The organism is Streptomyces sp. NBC_00490 (assembly GCF_036013645.1).
GTDB lineage: Bacteria > Actinomycetota > Actinomycetes > Streptomycetales > Streptomycetaceae > Streptomyces > Streptomyces canus_F.
The window spans coordinates 4,990,024-5,005,304 of the sequence record NZ_CP107869.1 but is presented as its reverse complement, the minus strand read 5'-3'; the positions used below and the strand labels follow the sequence as shown (position 1 = coordinate 5,005,304).

Here is a 15,281-nt window from a genome sequence, read left to right as displayed (position 1 = left end):
GGCTGACATGCTGCTCAGCCCCTCTGGCATCCCGGGACGAGGCTGCCGCCGTCCCGAGCCCCCACCCACCCGCCGGGGGCTTCGCCTCTCGACGCCGGTCCAGGCGATCTCAGCCCGTCCGGCGTTTGAGGACGAGGCCCCTTCAGGGCCGAAGCGGGGGGCTGGGGGCGCAGCCCCCAGGGACGGGACGGGTAGGGGCGGCGGGGGCGAAGAACATGCTCCTCGACCCCGCGCGGGCGGCTCAGTAGACCAGCGCCTGCGTGCCGTCCGCGAGCGCCTCCTGCACGAACACCTGCGCCCCCGCGATCCGTACGCCCTCGATGACGTCCTTCTCCGTGATGTCCCGACGGGCCGCGCACTGGGTGCACAGCGTCAGCGTGCCGCCGGCCAGGACCGAGTCGATCAGGTCGGGAAGCGGGGCCGCGTGCGGCAGTTCGAACTCGGCGGCACGGCCCGGCAGCGCGAACCACGCGGACTCCCCGGTCAGCCACAGGGAGACCTTCACCCCGCTGGCCACGGCCACCGCCGCCACCGTGAACGCCTGCGAGCAGCGCTCGGGGGCATCGGCCCCCGCCGTCACCTTGATCACGAGCTTCTTCGCCATGCCCGAATCGTAATCATCCCGTCTACAACCCAGGTCATCGACGGTGAGTCTCCTGTGCGCGCATACGGAATGCGCACTACACGTTCTGTGGGGGGACGTCTTGGAAGTACCTGAAGTTCTGGAAATACCGGTAACGGCGGAGGCGCCCGAAGCGCCCCGTCCGCGCCGCCGCGGACGCACCGCACTCCTCATCGCCGCGGCCGCCGTCCTCGGCACGGTCGCGGGCACCTGCACCGGTTTCCTCATCCAGGCCGACCGCGAGCCGACCAGGCTCCCGCCGCTGTCCCAGCCCGCCGTCAAGCAGGCCAAGGGCGAGGTCGAGCCGCTGTCCGCGGCGCAGGACCGGCGTCTGAAGACGGACGGCGATCTGCGCAAGCTCCTGCTGAAGAAGCCGACCGGGGCGAAGAAGGCCGGCGCCTGGCTGGGCGACAACGACGGTTGGATGGATCTGGCGTCCTACGCCGGCTCCTTCGAGAAGCCGGGCGGTGCCTTCGGCGACCTCGTGGCCGAGGAGTTCCGGCGCGCGGCCGTCACCGGCTGGGAGACCGGCGACCTCTCGGTGTCGATCCGGCTGGTCCAGTACCGGCAGGAGGAGTACCTCGCGGCCGACGACGCCGCGGACGACGGCCAGTACTGGGCGGACAAGGAGGACTCCACCGACAGCTGGGTCGTCCCGGGCACCGAGGACGGGATGGCGTACGTCCATCGCGAGCCCGAGACCGAGCCCGGCTATCTGCCGCTCTACAGCGCGGAGGCACATGCCTGGCGGGGTGACATCGCCGTGGAGGTCTGGGTCTACGACAGCAAGCCGATCAGCAAGAAGAAGATCATGGACCTGGCCGAGCGGCAGATGGAGCGGCTGTGAGCGAGATTCCCGAGGCTCCCGAGAGCGCCGAGAGCGCCGAGACCCCCGAGGTCCTCCAGAGCCACGTCCCCGACGAGGCCCCCGCGCAGCCCGTGAAGAAGCCCGTCCGCCGTGGTCGTATCGCCGCGATCGCCGGGGCCGTGCTGCTGACCGGTGCCGTCGTGGCCGGCGTCGGCTACACCGTCGTGACCGTGGACGGCGCCGACCGGGACGCCGGTGCCCCGCGCTGGAAGCTCCCGCAGCCCGAGGCGGACAAGGAGAAGGCGGCCACCGCCGAGGGGCTCGCCGGGGTGCTCGTGCCGTACGGGACCGACGGCTGGAACCGGGGCCCGGACCTCGCTGAGTTCGGCTCCGACGCCGAACTCAGCGGCGCCCAGGCGACCGCCCTGCGCAAGGAGTCGCTGAGCGGCCTGCCCCGTACCCAGCGCCGACAGCTGGAGAAGGAGATCGACAAGCAGCGCATCACGGGCATGGCGATGCGCAGCTACGTCAGCGCGACGGGCAGCAACGCCAGCGGGAAGGGCGCCTCCGTGGTCAGCATCACGCTGTCCCGGATGGAGAAGCGGGCCGCCGCCAAGGACATCTCGACGTCCCAGAACGCCTTCCTCGACGCCCTGGACATCTTCCGCGCGGGCCCGAAGATCAAGGGCTTCAAGAACGCCGAGTGCTTCCTGCCGCCCAAGGACGCCGACGACGACCTCGACATGATGTTCTGCTCCGCCTACCAGGGCGACATCCTGATCAGTGCCACCGCCGACGGCGTCAAGTCACTCGACACCAAGTCCATCGCGATGCTTCTCGCCGAGCAGCTCGACCGCATCGCGGAGCCTGGGGAGGCGGTATGACCGAGCAGACGGAAACGACCGAGCAGCAGCACCTCGTGGTGCCTCCCGTGCCCGAGGCGCTCCCGGAGCCCGTGGCCCTGGCCCCGGCCCCGAAGGACCGTCGTGTCCTGCGGGCCGCCCTGCGCTGGACCGCCGCTGTCGTGGTCTTCGCCGTGGCCGGCGCGGGCACGGCGTACGGCATCACCCGCATGGAGCGGACGGACGTACCCGGACTCGCGACCGAGTCGGACGGGCGCTGGGAGTACCCGGAGATCGTCAGGCCGCCGCTGCCCTCCGGCAGCCCGGGCCCCTTCGCCGAGGCGAACACGGCCGGCTCGCACTACGCCGATCTGCGCAAACTCCTGCTGCCCGCACCCGAAGGCGCGACGGCCGACAAGGCGCTCGACGGGAAGGCCGGCTGGCTGGCGACGAAGGACTTCCTGGCGGCGTACGAGTCGAAGGCCGAGCGGGACACGCTGGGGACGCTGCTGACCGACCACGGGCTGCGGCACATCGCCGCCCGCGGCTGGACCACGACGGACGGTACGCGCACCCGGATCTACCTGCTCCAGTTCGAGACGGCCGCGGTCGCCGAGAGCCTTGAGCAGAACTACTTCTCCAGCGTCATGGCGCCTCCGTACCCTCTGAAGGGCGCGGCTCAGAGCCTCATGGACGAGGAGTTCCCGACGAAGGTCGTGGTGGAGGACGTACGGCGCTACCCGTACACCGAGACCAAGCCCTACGGCGCCGAGCACGTCCGCCAGGCCTACCTCGTCTCCGGGGACGTCCTCGCGCTGGTCGTCCAGTCCAAGAAGGGCGGCGCTAGGTCCGTGCCGTTCCAGCAGACGGTGGTGCTGCAGAGCCAGCTGCTTGGCTGGGGCCCACCTCGCGGAGAAGGCGGGGCCCCGGCCGACTAAGCTGGGGCCCGGCCTGTGTACCGCCCACCCTCGCTCACCGTAGGAGCACCACGTGCTTGAGGTTGTCTTCGAAATCCTGCTCGCCCTGGTCTGCGTCGGCGTCCTCGCCTTCGCTGGGCTGACAGCGAAGAAGCTGTACCAGGGCCAGCGCTGACCCATACCTAGGAACCGCCTCTCATGATCGAGATCCCGTCCGACCTCCACAAGGACCTCGTCCCGCTCGCCTTCCTGCTCGGCAACTGGGCCGGCGCGGGCGTGCACGACTTCCCCGGCTCCGAGAAGTGCAACTTCGGGCAGGAGGTCACCTTCTCGCACGACGGCCGGGACTTCCTGGAGTACCAGTCCCACACCTGGGTCCTGGACAACGACGGGAACAAGGTCCGTCCGCTGGAGTCCGAGCACGGCTTCTGGCGCGTCGACGCCGACCGCAAGGTCGAGATCACGATGGTCCGTGACGACGGCGTGGTGGAGATCTGGTACGGCGAGCTCGCCAAGCAGAAGCCGCAGATCGACCTGGTCACGGACGCGGTGGCGCGTACGGCGGCCTCGGGCCCGTACACCGGCGGCAAGCGTCTGTACGGCTACGTCAAGAGCGACCTCATGTGGGTCGGCGAGAAGCAGACCCCCGAGGTCGAGCTGCGCCCCTACATGTCCGCGCACCTGAAGAAGGTCGTCACCCCGGAGGACGTCGAACGCTGGGCCAAGGCCCTCCCCGACGATATGCCGGACGACGGCATCGCCTTCTTCAAGTAAGCCTTCGTGCAAGTAGGCCTAGACTCGTCGGTGTGGTGAGCACCGACTGGAAGAGTGATCTGCGGCAGCGCGGTTACCGGCTGACCCCGCAACGGCAGCTTGTGCTCGAAGCCGTGGACACCCTCGAACACGCGACCCCCGACGACATCCTCACGGAAGTGAAGAAGACGGCGTCGGGGGTCAACATTTCCACGGTCTACCGGACCCTGGAGCTCCTGGAGGAGCTCGGTCTGGTCAGCCATGCCCATCTGGGGCACGGGGCGCCGACGTACCATCTCGCGGACCGCCACCACCACATCCACCTGGTCTGCCGCGACTGCCAGAACGTCATCGAGGCGGATATCGCGGTGGCGGCGGAGTTCACCGCGAAGCTGCGCTCGACCTTCGGGTTCGAGACGGACATGAAGCACTTCGCGATCTTCGGCCGGTGCAAGGACTGTTCCCTGAAGGCTTCAACTACCGAGTCGTAGGCTTAGGCGTATGAAGAGCCCTCTGCTGTCCCTGCCCGGCGCCGTTCCCGCCGAGGGCGTGGACGAAGGTGTCGCCGCCCACTACGGCGACCTGTTCCGCGAACAGCGCGCCCTCGCCGAGGGCACCGGATTCGTCGACCTCTCCCACCGGGGTGTTCTCACCGTCACCGGCGAGGACCGGCTGAGCTGGCTGCATCTGCTGCTCACGCAACACGTCTCCGAGTTGCCCGTGGGCGAGGCCACCGAGGCGCTGATCCTGTCCGCCAACGGCCACATCGAGCACGCGCTGTACCTGGTGGACGACGGTGCGACGGTCTGGATCCATGTGGAACCCGACACCCAGGAGGCGCTGCTCGCCTACCTGGAGTCGATGAAGTTCTTCTACCGGGTCGAGACCGCCGACCGCACGGCCGACATCGCGGTCGTCCATCTGCCGGCCGGTTCGATCGCCCCGGTGCCGGAGGGCGTCGTCGTCCGCGAGACGGCGTACGGCCGTGATCTGTTCCTCCCGCGCGCGGACCTGGAGTCGTACGCCGAGCAGGCGGGCCCGGCCGCCGGCCTGCTGGCCTACGAGGCGCTGCGGGTCGAGCAGCACCGTCCCCGCCTCGGCTTCGAGACCGACCACCGCACCATCCCGCACGAGCTGGGCTGGATCGGCACGGCGGTGCATCTGCAGAAGGGCTGCTACCGAGGTCAGGAGACGGTTGCCCGTGTCCACAACCTGGGCAAGCCCCCGCGCCGCCTCGTCTTCCTCCACCTCGACGGCAGCGAGGTCCACCTGCCGCCGGCCGGCACCCAGATCCACCTCGCGGACGACGGCCCCGACGGCCGCAAGATCGGCTTCATCACGACGTCCGTACGCCACCACGAACTCGGCCCGGTCGCCCTCGCCCTGGTGAAGCGGAACGTACCGCTGGACGCGCGCCTGGTGGCGGACACGACGGCGGCGGCGCAGGAGGTCGTGGTCGAGCCCTGAAGGGCTGAAGGGCTGGGGGCCTAGATCTCCACGAGCACGGTGAAGGGACCGTCGTTCGTCAGCGACACCCGCATCTGGGCGCCGAACCGGCCCGTCGCCACCGTCGCGCCCAGGGCGCGGAGCTGGGCCACGACCTCGTCGACGAGCGGCTCGGCGACGTCGCCGGGGGCGGCGGCGTTCCAGGTGGGGCGGCGGCCTTTCCTCGCGTCCCCGTACAGGGTGAACTGGCTGATCACGAGGAGCGGGGCGTCGATGTCGCTGCAGGACTTCTCGTCGTGCAGCATGCGGATCGACCAGAGTTTGCGGGCGAGTTGGGCGGCCTTCTCCTTGGTGTCCTCGTGGGTGACCCCCACGAGGACACAGAGCCCTTCGCCGACGATCTCCCCGACGGTCTCACCCTCGACGACGACGCTCGCGCCGTCGACTCTCTGAACCACTGCACGCATGGGACCCATCATGCCGCCCGGGCCGCAGTGACCTTTCCTCGGGCTTCTTTTTGATGGATAACCCCCCATCTGGGGCCGATCGGGGGCACTCGGTCACATAGCGGCCACTTGGGGTGGCACGATGCTCACACACGCCCGGTCGAGGGGACGGTTGAGGCACATGAGCACACCGAGCATCGGACAGCCGCCCGGGGCTGTTGTCCGGCCGCCCGCGCAGCGTACGGAGGAGCCGTGGCTGTCCGCGGACCCGTCCGAGCACGACCTCGCCTCGCTGAGCCTGCCCGAGCTGCGCACCCTGCGCCGGGACGCCCAGCGCGACGAGGCGGACCTCAGCTATGTACGGCGGCTGCTGCAGGGCCGTATCGACATCCTGCGAGCAGAGTTGGCACGCCGCTCGCCGGCGGGGGAGGGCTCGGTGGTGGAGCGCCTCTCCGAGATCCTCGCGGACGCCCCGGCCCGCCACCGCTCCTCGGCCCGCCACGTGACGCTCGGCACGCCCCACAGCGAGGAGTACCGGCGCCTCGCCGCCGAGATGCTCGCCGAGGTCGAACTCTCCGACCTCCGGGCCCGCACCGACCTCGAACTCAACGCCGCGATGGCCCGCCTCGTCCGCTACGAACAGCAGGTCTCCCGCCGCCGCCAGCGCCTGCAACGCACGGCGGACGACTCCAGCGCGGAGATCGCCCGACGCTACCGGGAGGGCGAGGCGCAGGTGGAGGACCTGTTGATGTGAGGAGGGGACGGGCCGTGGGGTCCTGGGGCCATGGTGCGCGGCCCGGGTAGGGCGGGGCCGGGGGCCGGTCGGGAGCGGGAAAAACGTGGCGACAGCTCATCGTCGTCGACCTAACGTGGCTCCATGACCCGCCCGTATCCCGACATCGACATCCGTCCGATCGACGAGGGCGAGATCCCCGACTGGATCCGTGCCCTGAACACCGGTTTTCTGCGCAGTCCCGGCGTCACCGAGGACGAGATCGCGGACCGGAGCAGCTATATCGAACCGTCCCGGACGCTGGGCGCCTTCGACGGCGGGCGGTGTGTGGGGACGTTCCGGTCGTTCGAGCAGCAGCTCACGGTCGTGGGGGGCGCGGCCGTTCCCGCGGATGCCGTCACGAACGTCACGGTGACGGCCACGCACCGCCGGCGCGGGATCCTGACGCGCATGATGGCCGAGGACCTCGGCGCGGCGAAGGAGCGCGGAGACGTCGTCGCCACGCTGATCGCCGCCGAGTACCCGATCTACGGCCGCTACGGGTTCGGCCCCGCCACCTGGATGACCGAGTGGACGGTGGACGTGCCGCGCGCCGGGCTGGACGCCCGCTGGTCGGGGCCCGAGGACGGCGGCCGTATCGACCTCGTGGACCGGGAGGACGTACGCAAACTCGGCCCGGAACTGCACGAGCGCGTGCGCCGCAGCCAACCCGGTGCGGTGAGCCGTACGCCGCGATGGTGGGAGATCGAGACCGGGGCGGTGCATCTGGACCGCGCCCCCTGGGTCGAGCCGTTCTTCGCGGTGTACCGGTCGGCCACCGGCGAGGTCGAGGGGATGGTGGCGTACAAGTGCGACGACCTGTGGGAGGACAAGCAACCCGCCGAGACGGCCAAGGTGAAGTGGCTGATCGCCACGACCGCGGCCGCCGAGCGCGCCCTGTGGCGTCACCTCTGCTCGATCGACTGGGTCACGAAGGTGCGCAGCGGCTGGCGCGGCCCCGACGACCTGCTCCCCTTCTACCTGCCTGATCCGCGGGCCGCGCGCATCACCATGCACGCGGACTGGCTGTGGGTGCGGATCCTGGACGTCGTACGGGCTCTGGAGGCGCGTACGTACGACAGGGCGGGGGAGTTGGTCCTGGAGGTCGTCGACGCGGCCGGTCTGGCCGGCGGGCGTTATCGGCTGGAGGTGGCGGAGGATGGCCGGGCGTCCTGTACGGCGACCACGCAGAGTGCCGAACTCACCCTGGATGTCGCCGACTTGGCCACTCTGTGGCTCGGCGACGAGTCCGCCGTACGGCTCGCCGCGCTCGGTCGGGTCCGGGAAGACCGAGCGGGCGCCGGCCGAATGGCCGACGCCCTGCTGCATACGTCCGGGCGGCCTTGGTGCCCGGACATGTTCTGACGTCTCCCTCCTGCCGGCCGCCTCCTGCCGGTGGCAGGGGCTCGGGACTGATCCGATCCGTAGCTGTAGCTGTGTAGCTCTTCAGTTGTGGCTGTGCGGCAGCGGTGTTCAGTTGTCGGTGTGGAGTTGTGGCTGTGCTGACCGAACGGGCTCCCGGCTCCCCTCCGGAAGGGAGCCCGATCGGCCGACTGCGCGGACTTGGGCGGTCCGATCAGCCGGACTGGGCGAGCAGCATCACGAGGATCGCCGCACCGATGCCGCCGACCATGGTGTTCTTTGCCTTGATGCCGACGGTGAGAAGGACGAAGGCGATGATGCCCATCGGCCCCCACCTCCACTGGATGAGCTGCTCGAATCCGATGGCGAGGGCGGCGAGGGCAATGGCGAGCGGCATGACGATCCCCCCTGTTGCGGTGCTACCTGTAGAGGTCTGAAGCGGCTTGGTGACACCAACCCTTTGGAAGTTTGACCATGTTGTGCAAGTTGGCTACCAACTTCACTGTACTTATCTCCGCTTGGATGCGTCTCATAACCACCTTCCTCCGAACTGCCCAAAGATGGCGGGAAGTTGTAGTGTTTGGTTGTGGACCCGAAACACGCCCCCGTCAATGGACGGGAGAGGTCACAGCGGTCACACACATCACATCGTGAGGTGGCCGACGAGCTGCGATCCCGGATCCGGTCCGGTGAGCTGCGGCCGGGTCAGCGCATGCCCACCCAGGCCAGGCTGGCCGACGAGTTCGGAGTGGAGCGCGGGGCGGTACGACAGGCCCTGCGCATCCTGCAGTCCGAGCGGCTGCTCACCAACGTGTCCAAGGGCAGCCCCGCGACCGTCGCCCCCGACCTCGGCAGGGCGCTGACCGGCCCCGGAGCCCCGCCGCAGCCCACGATGGTGGCCCTCGCCCCGCGGATAGCCGCCGCCTTCGCGACCCCGCATGTCGAGATCGACGCGCTCTGCCTGACCTCGGTCTCCTTCAACCTCGCCCTCGGCGAACCACTGCGCCAGATTCACGCCGGGCAGCTGAAACCGGCCAAGATCGACGTACGGGTCCTGCTGCCGAGCCGGGACATCGACCTCGCCTTCCCGGCCCCGGTCGACGCCTCCGTGGACGGTCGGCTGCAGCGCCACTGGCTGGCCCACCGCAACGCCCAGGGTCATGTGCTCCGCCACAACCTGCTGGCCCTGCGCTCCACGCACGGCATCGACGTCCAGGTCACCTTCCGCGCGCTGCCCTTCACCCCCCCGGTGAAGCTGTACCTGCTCAACAACACGGAGGCCCTGTTCGCCTACTACACCCTCAGCCGACGCGAGGAGCAGATCGACCACGAGTTCCTGGAGATGTACGACGCCGAGGGCACCCAGTCGATGCTGTTCGCCTTCGACCAGGGCGCCGGGCTGCGGGACACCACCTTCGTCGAGCAGTCCCACCTGTGGTTCAACGCACTGTGGGAGACGATCAGTTCGGAGCTGACGCTCACGAGCTGAAGGTCTCCCACAGTGGCGGATCCGGGCGTCGCCTGTCCGTCATAGGGCGGGCCCCGCGACCAGCAGGGCGAGCACGACGGCGCCGATGGAGCTCAGCGCCGGGCTCTTGGCCCTGACGCCGATGCTGAGCAGCAGCAGGCCGACGATGCCGGTGGCGCCGTACTTCCACTGGACGGTCTGCTCGATGCCGGTGACGAGGAGGGCGGAGAGGAGGTAGAGAGCTGGCACGGTGTTCCCCCTTCGGGCGTGAGGCGGGCATCCGGGGCGGTCGGATGTGCGGGGGGTTGGATGTGCTGGGCTTGGAAGTGCGGGGGTTGGGTGACAAGGAGGCAAAACTTCCGCCAACTTGGCTAAGTTGGCAACCATCTCAGTATTAGTTGTCCCCACTTGGCCTATAGTCCGAAACAACTTCCAAACAACTCCCCATAGATGGATCGGAGTTGTAGCGTTTGGTCGTGACCCAGGAGAACGTTGCAGTGAACGGCAGCAGAAGGCTCTCGCCCCAGGAGATCGCCGACATCCTGCGGGAACGTATTCGCGCGGGCGACCTCAAGACGGGCGACCGACTCCCCACCCAGGCCGAGTTGGCAGAGGAGTTCGGCGTCGAACGCGGTGCCGTCCGCCAGGCCCTGCGCGCCCTCCAGGAGGACGGGCTGCTCAGCAATGTGAGCAAGGGGAGCCCGCCGAGGATCGCGGAGCCGGCGCCGGTCCGGGGGGCGCCGCAGCCGACGATGGTGGGTCTGGCGCCACGACTGTCGGAGGCCTTCACGGCCAAGCACGTACGCGTGGACGTCGTGAGCCACACCTCCGAAACCCTGATGCTGGCCCTCGGCGACTCGCTCCGCCGGATCCACGAGGGCAGGATCCACCCCGAGTCGATCAACTTCCGCGTCCTGCTGCCGTCCCGGGACATCAACCTCGCCTTCCCGGTACTGATCGACCGCGATGTCGACGAGGATCCGGTCCATCAGCGGTGGCTGGAGATGCGCAACGCCCAGGCACACGTCCTCAAGTACAACCTCAACGCCGTCCGTTCCACCCACGGCATCGACGTCCGGATCACCTTCCGGGCGCTGCCCTTCACGCCGCCGGTGAAGATGTACCTGCTCAACGAGGAAGAAGTGCTGCTCGGCTACTACATGCTGGAGAAGCGCGAGGAGGAGTACGAGAGCCAGACCCTGGAGATGTACGACGCCCTCGGCTCCCAGTCCGTCCTCTTCTCCTTCGTGAAGGCGGCGAGCCAGCGGGACGGGGCGTTCGTGGAGGAATCCCAGAAGTGGTTCGACGCCCTCTGGGAAACCATCACGACGGACCTGACACTCTCCTAGTGACTTCTGATGCGACGCAGACTGTACGAGTGACAGCGGAGACGGAGAACGCGATCGAGAAGCTGCGGGAACTGGTCGCCGACGTACAGGTCGTCCTCTGGGACTTCGACGGACCCATCTGCCGGCTGTTCGCGGGGCACTCCGCGGTGGTCGTGGCGAAGGACCTGGTCGAATGGCTCGCGGGACAGGGCCTGAGGGGGCTGCTGACCGAGGAGGAGCGCGAGCATCCCGACCCGATGGCCGTCCTGTACGCGGTCCACCGGCGGCACCCGCGCAGCGACTTGGTGACCGAGCTCGAGGAGCGACTCACTCAGCAGGAACTCAAGGCGGTGGGCACGGCCATGCCCACCGCGTTCGCGGATCCGCTCATACGCACCTGGCTGGCGGTCGGGGCCAGGTTCGCCGTGACGACGAACAACTCCCCGCGGACGGTCCGCGAGTACTTGGCGGACCGTGACCTCACCTCGTGTTTCGATCCGCACATCTACGGCCGCACGCTGGACCTCAGCCTGCTCAAGCCCCACCCGTACTGTCTTGAGCGAGCACTGCGCGCGATGGGCGTCGCCGCCTCCTCAGCCCTGATGATCGGCGACTCCCCGGCAGACGGCGAGGCCGCACGGCAGGCCGGGGTTCCCTTCCTGGGCTACGCGCGTAACGAGGACAAGGCCACACGCCTTCGCGAAGCAGGGGCCGCGTGTGTGGTGGATTCCTTCGAGCCGGTGTTGCGGGCGCTGAAGGGTCAGGCCTGAAGGGAAAGGGCGAGCAGCGCGAGCAGGAGAAGGCCAGCCCACCATCCCGGGCTGGTGTGCATGGTGCGCAGGATCTGCGGCAGCAGCAGCCGTATGAGTATCGGAGCCAGAGCCAGCAGGACTAAGCCGGCGGGCCCGAGGTGCGTCCGCACCAGCCGACTGATCATGAATTGGAGGATCGCCCCCACCAGTTGGAAGAAGACCATGAGCCCCACCCCGTCCACTTCAGCGAATCGATCAACTACCAATCCAATTGGACTGATTAACTTGATTGGTGTGTGCCCTGCCTGCGTGATCCCTTAACTGCCGCCCCGGTACCGGATAAGCCAACCGACAAATCAGGCCACCAATATGACTGGAAGCGGTTTGCCGTCGCTGTGGGCGCGGTACGGTCGCGATGTGAGCGAGGAACGCGGCGACGGAGGCGGGACGGAGTTCGAGCGTGTTCTGGCGGCGTTGCGGACTCGGATAGCCGTTGGTACGTACGCGGTCGGCTCGCAGATCCCGCCGCAGCGCCAACTTGCGGAAGAATTCGGGGTGTCGCGCGACACCGTGCAGCGGGTCATGCGTGAAATGAACAGCGAAGGCTGGATCAAATCCCGGCAGGGCAGCGGATCACGTGTCGTAAAGAGCCCGACCCATGTGGGACTGCCGCCCAAGCTGGAGACGCCTCGGGTGCGTGCGGCTCTCGGTACCTTCATCGAGCGGGCCTTCGCTCAGCCGATCGTGCAACTGGACGTGTTCACTCTGACCTCTGAGTCTCTGGACGCCCATATCCGGCTCCAGGCCGAGAGTATCCGACTTGGCGAGATCCATCCGGAGCGCATCAAGCTCCGGATGCTGCTGCCCTCGGAGTTGCTCGATCTTCCCTACCCCCGAGCAAAGCAGCCGGAGGGGGAGGAGATACCGCAGCGGCCACCAGGCCAACCGGACCGGTTGCAGGAGCGGCTCCGCGCGATCACCCGGCGGCACACGACGTCGATGCGCATCGCGTTGCTCGACCTGAAGGCCGAGGGGCTGGTCGGGGACATCGACGTGCAGGTGCGGCATGTGCCGCTGACTCCGACGTTCAAGCTCTATCTGCGTCCCGGGGTCGAGGCGCTGTTCGGGCCGTACGAAGTGGTGGAGCGCACCATTCTGTTGGACGACCTCACGGAGGTCGAAGCCCGGGACGTGCTCGGCCTCGGATCGACGCTGACCCGGCACGTCAATGACGAGGGCGACCCGGACGCCCCGGGCTCCGTGTTCATCGAGAGCATGCAGGCGTGGTTCGACTCCTGCTGGAGCCTCCTGGCCGAGGGTCTGTGAGTCCATCCGTAATCCGGTGAACTTCGAACTGCGTGCCGCTGACGGGTGGTATCTCTCTCAAGTCGGTATCGAATGCCGGAGTCCGCTGAACCGTGTAAGAAGACGAGCACTAGTGTGTGCTCACTTCTCTTGCGGCGCATGAACATCGCAGGCGACGCACAGTCATTCAGGAGTGGCCCGTGGGCGTTCCGCCATTGCCCGGTATCCGCGCTCTGCCCAGGGCGGCGGATGCCGAGTACGCGAAGTTCCAGCGGTATGCGCGGGCCTTGGGGTCGTTCGGGCGCGGACACCACAACCTCAACTACATGGTGCGGCCCTTGACCGGCTACTCCAACCTGGTCGGTGTCGAGGAGGGCCAGCCCGTCACCGTGCGGCTGCCGATCCCTTCCGTGCTGCCCGTGGTCATCAGGACCTGGGAGGACGAGGGGGCTGTCCTCAACAGCATTCGCCGCTATCTCCCCCAGGTGCCACAGTGCCTGGTCAAGCGCGAGGACATGACCATCCTCAGCTATGTGGAGGGAGTACCGCTCTCGAGCATCTGCCCGAACGGCAAGCGAGTCGATTCCGATCTGGTGTCCGCTCTCGCGGGGCTGTTTGCGGACATGGCGCAGGTCCCGAGGCAGCAGCTGCCACCGCTGCCCTTGTTCTGGCCGCGTTCCAGCAAGAACAGCAAGGCCTATCTGCGGACCCTCGCCGCCGCGGCGGAGGAACAGATCCGCCGGCGGAACTGGGGAAGGTTCGGCGGTCTGTTCGCCATGCTGGGCATCCCGGAAGACGCCATGACGCAGTTTGCCGAGCGGGTGCCGCCGTTGATCAGACGGCCCTTCAGTCTCCTGCACACGGATCTTCACCGGGACAACGTCATCGTCTCCTACCACGGTGACCCGCCCCTGATCTGCGTCGACTGGGAACTGGCGTCGTACGGCGATCCGCTGCACGACCTCGCCACGCACCTGATCCGGATGCAATATCCGACCGACCAGTGGCAGGCGGTGATCGGGGCATGGCGTGAAACCATGGACCGACGCAACAGCAGTGCCGTCGAGGGACTCGACCGGGACCTGCAGCACTACCTCGCCTTCGAGCGGGCCCAGTCGGTCTACCCGGACGTGATGCGCGCCGCGACCTCGCTCGCCGGCTCCTCCGGCCAGCAGCGGGACTTGGACGCGGCGACCAACGCGGTGCACCAGGCTCTGCAGGTGGCCGAGGAACCGTTGCGCCTGAAGAAGGTGCCGGACAAGAGCGAGATCGAGCGCGTGCTCTTCCGGTGGAACGAGTCCCATGGCGGGCAGACCGGCCAGGAGCGCCCCATCGTCCCGGTCGGCTGGAAGCACGATCCTCGGGTCCCACCGCATCCGGAGTTTCCCGCCGAGGCAGTCAGCCAGGCGCTGTTCCTGGAGGGCGCCGCCTCGGCGGACCGTGTGTTCAAGGGAACGGCGCATCTCAATACCGCGGTCGAGGTTCCGGGGGTCCCCTTTCCGGTGATGGTCCGCCGGAAGGTGGGCGCGGCGAACCCGCGGGAACGTCGGTTCCTCAATGAGCACGCCGTGCTCAGGGCGATCGAGCGTTCCCGTGTCGCCGTCCGTGCGCCCCGTGTGCTGGCGCTGGGCACCAGCGGTCTGGACGAACCGTTCACCATCCACTCCTACGAGGGGTCGACGGACGGGGTCACGCCTCCGCGCCACCCTGAGAACGGCTTGCGCCCGCAGGAGGCGGATGATCTCGTGGCCCAGCTCTGTGAGCTGAGCAAAGTCGACTACACGCAGCTCGAATCGATACACGACCAGGACTTCTACTGGGAGCTGCAGTACGAGCTGGTCCGCATGGTGGACGACCTTCCCAAAGCGACTCTGGAGGTGGCACGCGAGCTGGGGCTGCCCAGCAGTCACCGGCTGATGGAGATCCTCGGGCGCCATGTCGTGGTCCTGCGTCGGCCGGCGCTCCTGCACGGTGACCTCAACCCCTGGAACCTGGTGCGCCGGGCGGACGGAGGTCTGACGCTCATCGACTGGGAGATGGCGATGATCGGCGACCCGCTGTACGACCTGGTCCGCCATATGCGTCTCACCCCGACGAGCTCCGAGATCCGCGAACGGATGTTCCGTCGTTGGTCCCGTTCGCTTCCGGAAGAGTGCACCAAGGGCTGGGCCGACGACTGGCACGTGTACCGCTGGATGGAGATCGTCCGCTCGGCCTACGTGGACCTGGACCGCTTGGTCACGGCGGACAGCCTTGAGGCTCCCAACGTCCGGCGGGCGGTGGACACTTACTCCAGGACCCTGGCCGACGCCACAGCCGCACTGGGCCTGCCGGGCCGACCGACGAGGCCCGCAAACCCCTACCTTGCCCGCGCGTTCATGCGCCGCGACGATGGAGAGGCACAGACAGCTGGGGTGTCCGCGGACGTCTGAACTGCCGTCGGGCCCTTCGTTACGCGCG

The 15,281-nt window shown here is 68.2% G+C and carries 18 protein-coding genes; 13 read left to right on the top strand and 5 right to left on the bottom strand.

All coding sequences use genetic code 11. The features are described 5' to 3' along the window. Nucleotides 1-241: 241 nt before the first annotated feature. Nucleotides 242-604, bottom strand: coding sequence for a DsrE family protein (locus OG381_RS22590; RefSeq protein WP_327717900.1), 363 nt, complete (start codon nt 602-604; stop codon nt 242-244). A 100-nt stretch (nt 605-704) separates the two neighbouring features. Between OG381_RS22590 and OG381_RS22585 the strand changes: the two genes are divergently transcribed. The 6 genes from OG381_RS22585 (at nt 705) to ygfZ (ending at nt 5,409) form a co-directional block, all read left to right on the top strand. Continuing rightward, entirely contained in the window at nt 705-1,469 is a 765-nt protein-coding gene (locus tag OG381_RS22585) for a hypothetical protein (protein WP_327717899.1), read from the top strand. Further along, on the top strand, nt 1,466-2,314 hold the full coding sequence (locus OG381_RS22580; protein ID WP_327717898.1) for a hypothetical protein: 849 nt from the start codon (nt 1,466-1,468) through the stop codon (nt 2,312-2,314). The genes OG381_RS22585 and OG381_RS22580 overlap by 4 nt, the downstream gene beginning before the upstream one ends. Further along, a complete protein-coding gene (locus OG381_RS22575; RefSeq protein WP_327717897.1) occupies nt 2,311-3,210 on the top strand; it encodes a hypothetical protein in 900 nt (299 codons plus the stop codon). Before OG381_RS22580 ends, OG381_RS22575 begins: the two co-directional genes overlap by 4 nt. Nucleotides 3,211-3,387: 177 nt before the next feature. Next, nucleotides 3,388-3,963, top strand: a complete 576-nt coding sequence (locus tag OG381_RS22570) for an FABP family protein (protein WP_327717896.1) — start codon at nt 3,388-3,390, stop codon at nt 3,961-3,963. 32 nt (nt 3,964-3,995) lie between these two features. After that, nucleotides 3,996-4,433 (top strand): Fur family transcriptional regulator, encoded by a 438-nt coding sequence (locus OG381_RS22565; RefSeq protein WP_046258734.1) that lies wholly within the window; start codon nt 3,996-3,998, stop codon nt 4,431-4,433. A gap of 10 nt (nt 4,434-4,443) precedes the next feature. After that, a complete protein-coding gene (gene ygfZ, locus OG381_RS22560) occupies nt 4,444-5,409 on the top strand; it encodes a CAF17-like 4Fe-4S cluster assembly/insertion protein YgfZ (protein WP_327717895.1) in 966 nt (321 codons plus the stop codon). A gap of 20 nt (nt 5,410-5,429) precedes the next feature. On the opposite strand, the gene dtd is transcribed toward ygfZ, so the two are convergent. Continuing rightward, the gene (gene dtd, locus OG381_RS22555) at nt 5,430-5,855 is read right to left on the bottom strand and encodes a D-aminoacyl-tRNA deacylase (RefSeq protein ID WP_266825332.1); all 426 of its coding nucleotides are present in this window, start codon (nt 5,853-5,855) and stop codon (nt 5,430-5,432) included. 160 nt (nt 5,856-6,015) lie between these two features. On the opposite strand from dtd, the gene OG381_RS22550 reads away from it, so the two are divergent. Together OG381_RS22550 and OG381_RS22545 are read left to right on the top strand one after the other, a co-directional pair. Next, nucleotides 6,016-6,588, top strand: a complete 573-nt coding sequence (locus OG381_RS22550) for an RsiG family protein (RefSeq protein ID WP_327717894.1) — start codon at nt 6,016-6,018, stop codon at nt 6,586-6,588. Nucleotides 6,589-6,711: 123 nt separating this feature from the next. Continuing rightward, nucleotides 6,712-7,971 carry a GNAT family N-acetyltransferase gene (locus tag OG381_RS22545; RefSeq protein WP_327717893.1) on the top strand — a complete coding sequence of 420 codons (1,260 nt, stop codon included), beginning with the start codon at nt 6,712-6,714 and terminating at the stop codon, nt 7,969-7,971. Between the two features lie 211 nt (nt 7,972-8,182). Here OG381_RS22545 and OG381_RS22540 read toward each other — a convergent pair whose 3' ends face one another. Further along, nucleotides 8,183-8,365, bottom strand: coding sequence for a hypothetical protein (locus OG381_RS22540; protein WP_327717892.1), 183 nt, complete (start codon nt 8,363-8,365; stop codon nt 8,183-8,185). A 183-nt stretch (nt 8,366-8,548) separates the two neighbouring features. On the opposite strand from OG381_RS22540, the gene OG381_RS22535 reads away from it, so the two are divergent. After that, nucleotides 8,549-9,457 (top strand): winged helix-turn-helix domain-containing protein, encoded by a 909-nt coding sequence (locus OG381_RS22535; protein WP_327717891.1) that lies wholly within the window; start codon nt 8,549-8,551, stop codon nt 9,455-9,457. A 39-nt stretch (nt 9,458-9,496) separates the two neighbouring features. Here the strand turns inward: OG381_RS22535 and OG381_RS22530 are convergent, their stop codons facing one another. Next, nucleotides 9,497-9,685 (bottom strand): hypothetical protein, encoded by a 189-nt coding sequence (locus tag OG381_RS22530; RefSeq protein ID WP_327717890.1) that lies wholly within the window; start codon nt 9,683-9,685, stop codon nt 9,497-9,499. Between the two features lie 221 nt (nt 9,686-9,906). Here OG381_RS22530 and OG381_RS22525 point away from each other — a divergent pair, with 221 nt between their 5' ends. Next, nucleotides 9,907-10,785: a GntR family transcriptional regulator gene (locus OG381_RS22525; protein ID WP_327717889.1), complete on the top strand. Its 879-nt coding sequence runs from the start codon at nt 9,907-9,909 to the stop codon at nt 10,783-10,785. Between the two features lie 29 nt (nt 10,786-10,814). Continuing rightward, a complete protein-coding gene (locus OG381_RS22520; protein WP_327717888.1) occupies nt 10,815-11,534 on the top strand; it encodes an HAD family hydrolase in 720 nt (239 codons plus the stop codon). On the opposite strand, the gene OG381_RS22515 is transcribed toward OG381_RS22520, so the two are convergent. Continuing rightward, nucleotides 11,525-11,740 (bottom strand): hypothetical protein, encoded by a 216-nt coding sequence (locus tag OG381_RS22515; RefSeq protein WP_327717887.1) that lies wholly within the window; start codon nt 11,738-11,740, stop codon nt 11,525-11,527. The two genes, OG381_RS22520 and OG381_RS22515, sit on opposite strands and share 10 nt — an antisense overlap. Before the next feature lie 193 nt (nt 11,741-11,933). Between OG381_RS22515 and OG381_RS22510 the strand changes: the two genes are divergently transcribed. Both OG381_RS22510 and OG381_RS22505 read left to right on the top strand, forming a co-directional pair. Next, nucleotides 11,934-12,842 carry a GntR family transcriptional regulator gene (locus tag OG381_RS22510; protein ID WP_327717886.1) on the top strand — a complete coding sequence of 303 codons (909 nt, stop codon included), beginning with the start codon at nt 11,934-11,936 and terminating at the stop codon, nt 12,840-12,842. Nucleotides 12,843-13,021: 179 nt separating this feature from the next. Further along, complete coding sequence (locus tag OG381_RS22505) at nt 13,022-15,253, top strand: phosphotransferase family protein (RefSeq protein ID WP_327717885.1); 2,232 nt, start codon at nt 13,022-13,024, stop codon at nt 15,251-15,253. The last annotated feature ends 28 nt before the right edge of the window (nt 15,254-15,281 follow it).

Excerpts from the sequence above, each read along its gene's own strand:
- OG381_RS22570 (WP_327717896.1), top strand. The coding sequence starts at position 3,388 with ATGATCGAGATCCCGTCCGACCTCCACAAGGACCTCGTCCCGCTCGCC.
- OG381_RS22590 (WP_327717900.1), bottom strand. The coding sequence starts at position 604 with ATGGCGAAGAAGCTCGTGATCAAGGTGACGGCGGGGGCCGATGCCCCC.
- OG381_RS22540 (WP_327717892.1), bottom strand. The coding sequence starts at position 8,365 with ATGCCGCTCGCCATTGCCCTCGCCGCCCTCGCCATCGGATTCGAGCAG.
- OG381_RS22515 (WP_327717887.1), bottom strand. The coding sequence starts at position 11,740 with ATGGTCTTCTTCCAACTGGTGGGGGCGATCCTCCAATTCATGATCAGT.
- dtd (WP_266825332.1), bottom strand. The coding sequence starts at position 5,855 with ATGCGTGCAGTGGTTCAGAGAGTCGACGGCGCGAGCGTCGTCGTCGAG.
- ygfZ (WP_327717895.1), top strand. The coding sequence starts at position 4,444 with ATGAAGAGCCCTCTGCTGTCCCTGCCCGGCGCCGTTCCCGCCGAGGGC.
- OG381_RS22575 (WP_327717897.1), top strand. The coding sequence starts at position 2,311 with ATGACCGAGCAGACGGAAACGACCGAGCAGCAGCACCTCGTGGTGCCT.
- OG381_RS22550 (WP_327717894.1), top strand. The coding sequence starts at position 6,016 with ATGAGCACACCGAGCATCGGACAGCCGCCCGGGGCTGTTGTCCGGCCG.
- OG381_RS22545 (WP_327717893.1), top strand. The coding sequence starts at position 6,712 with ATGACCCGCCCGTATCCCGACATCGACATCCGTCCGATCGACGAGGGC.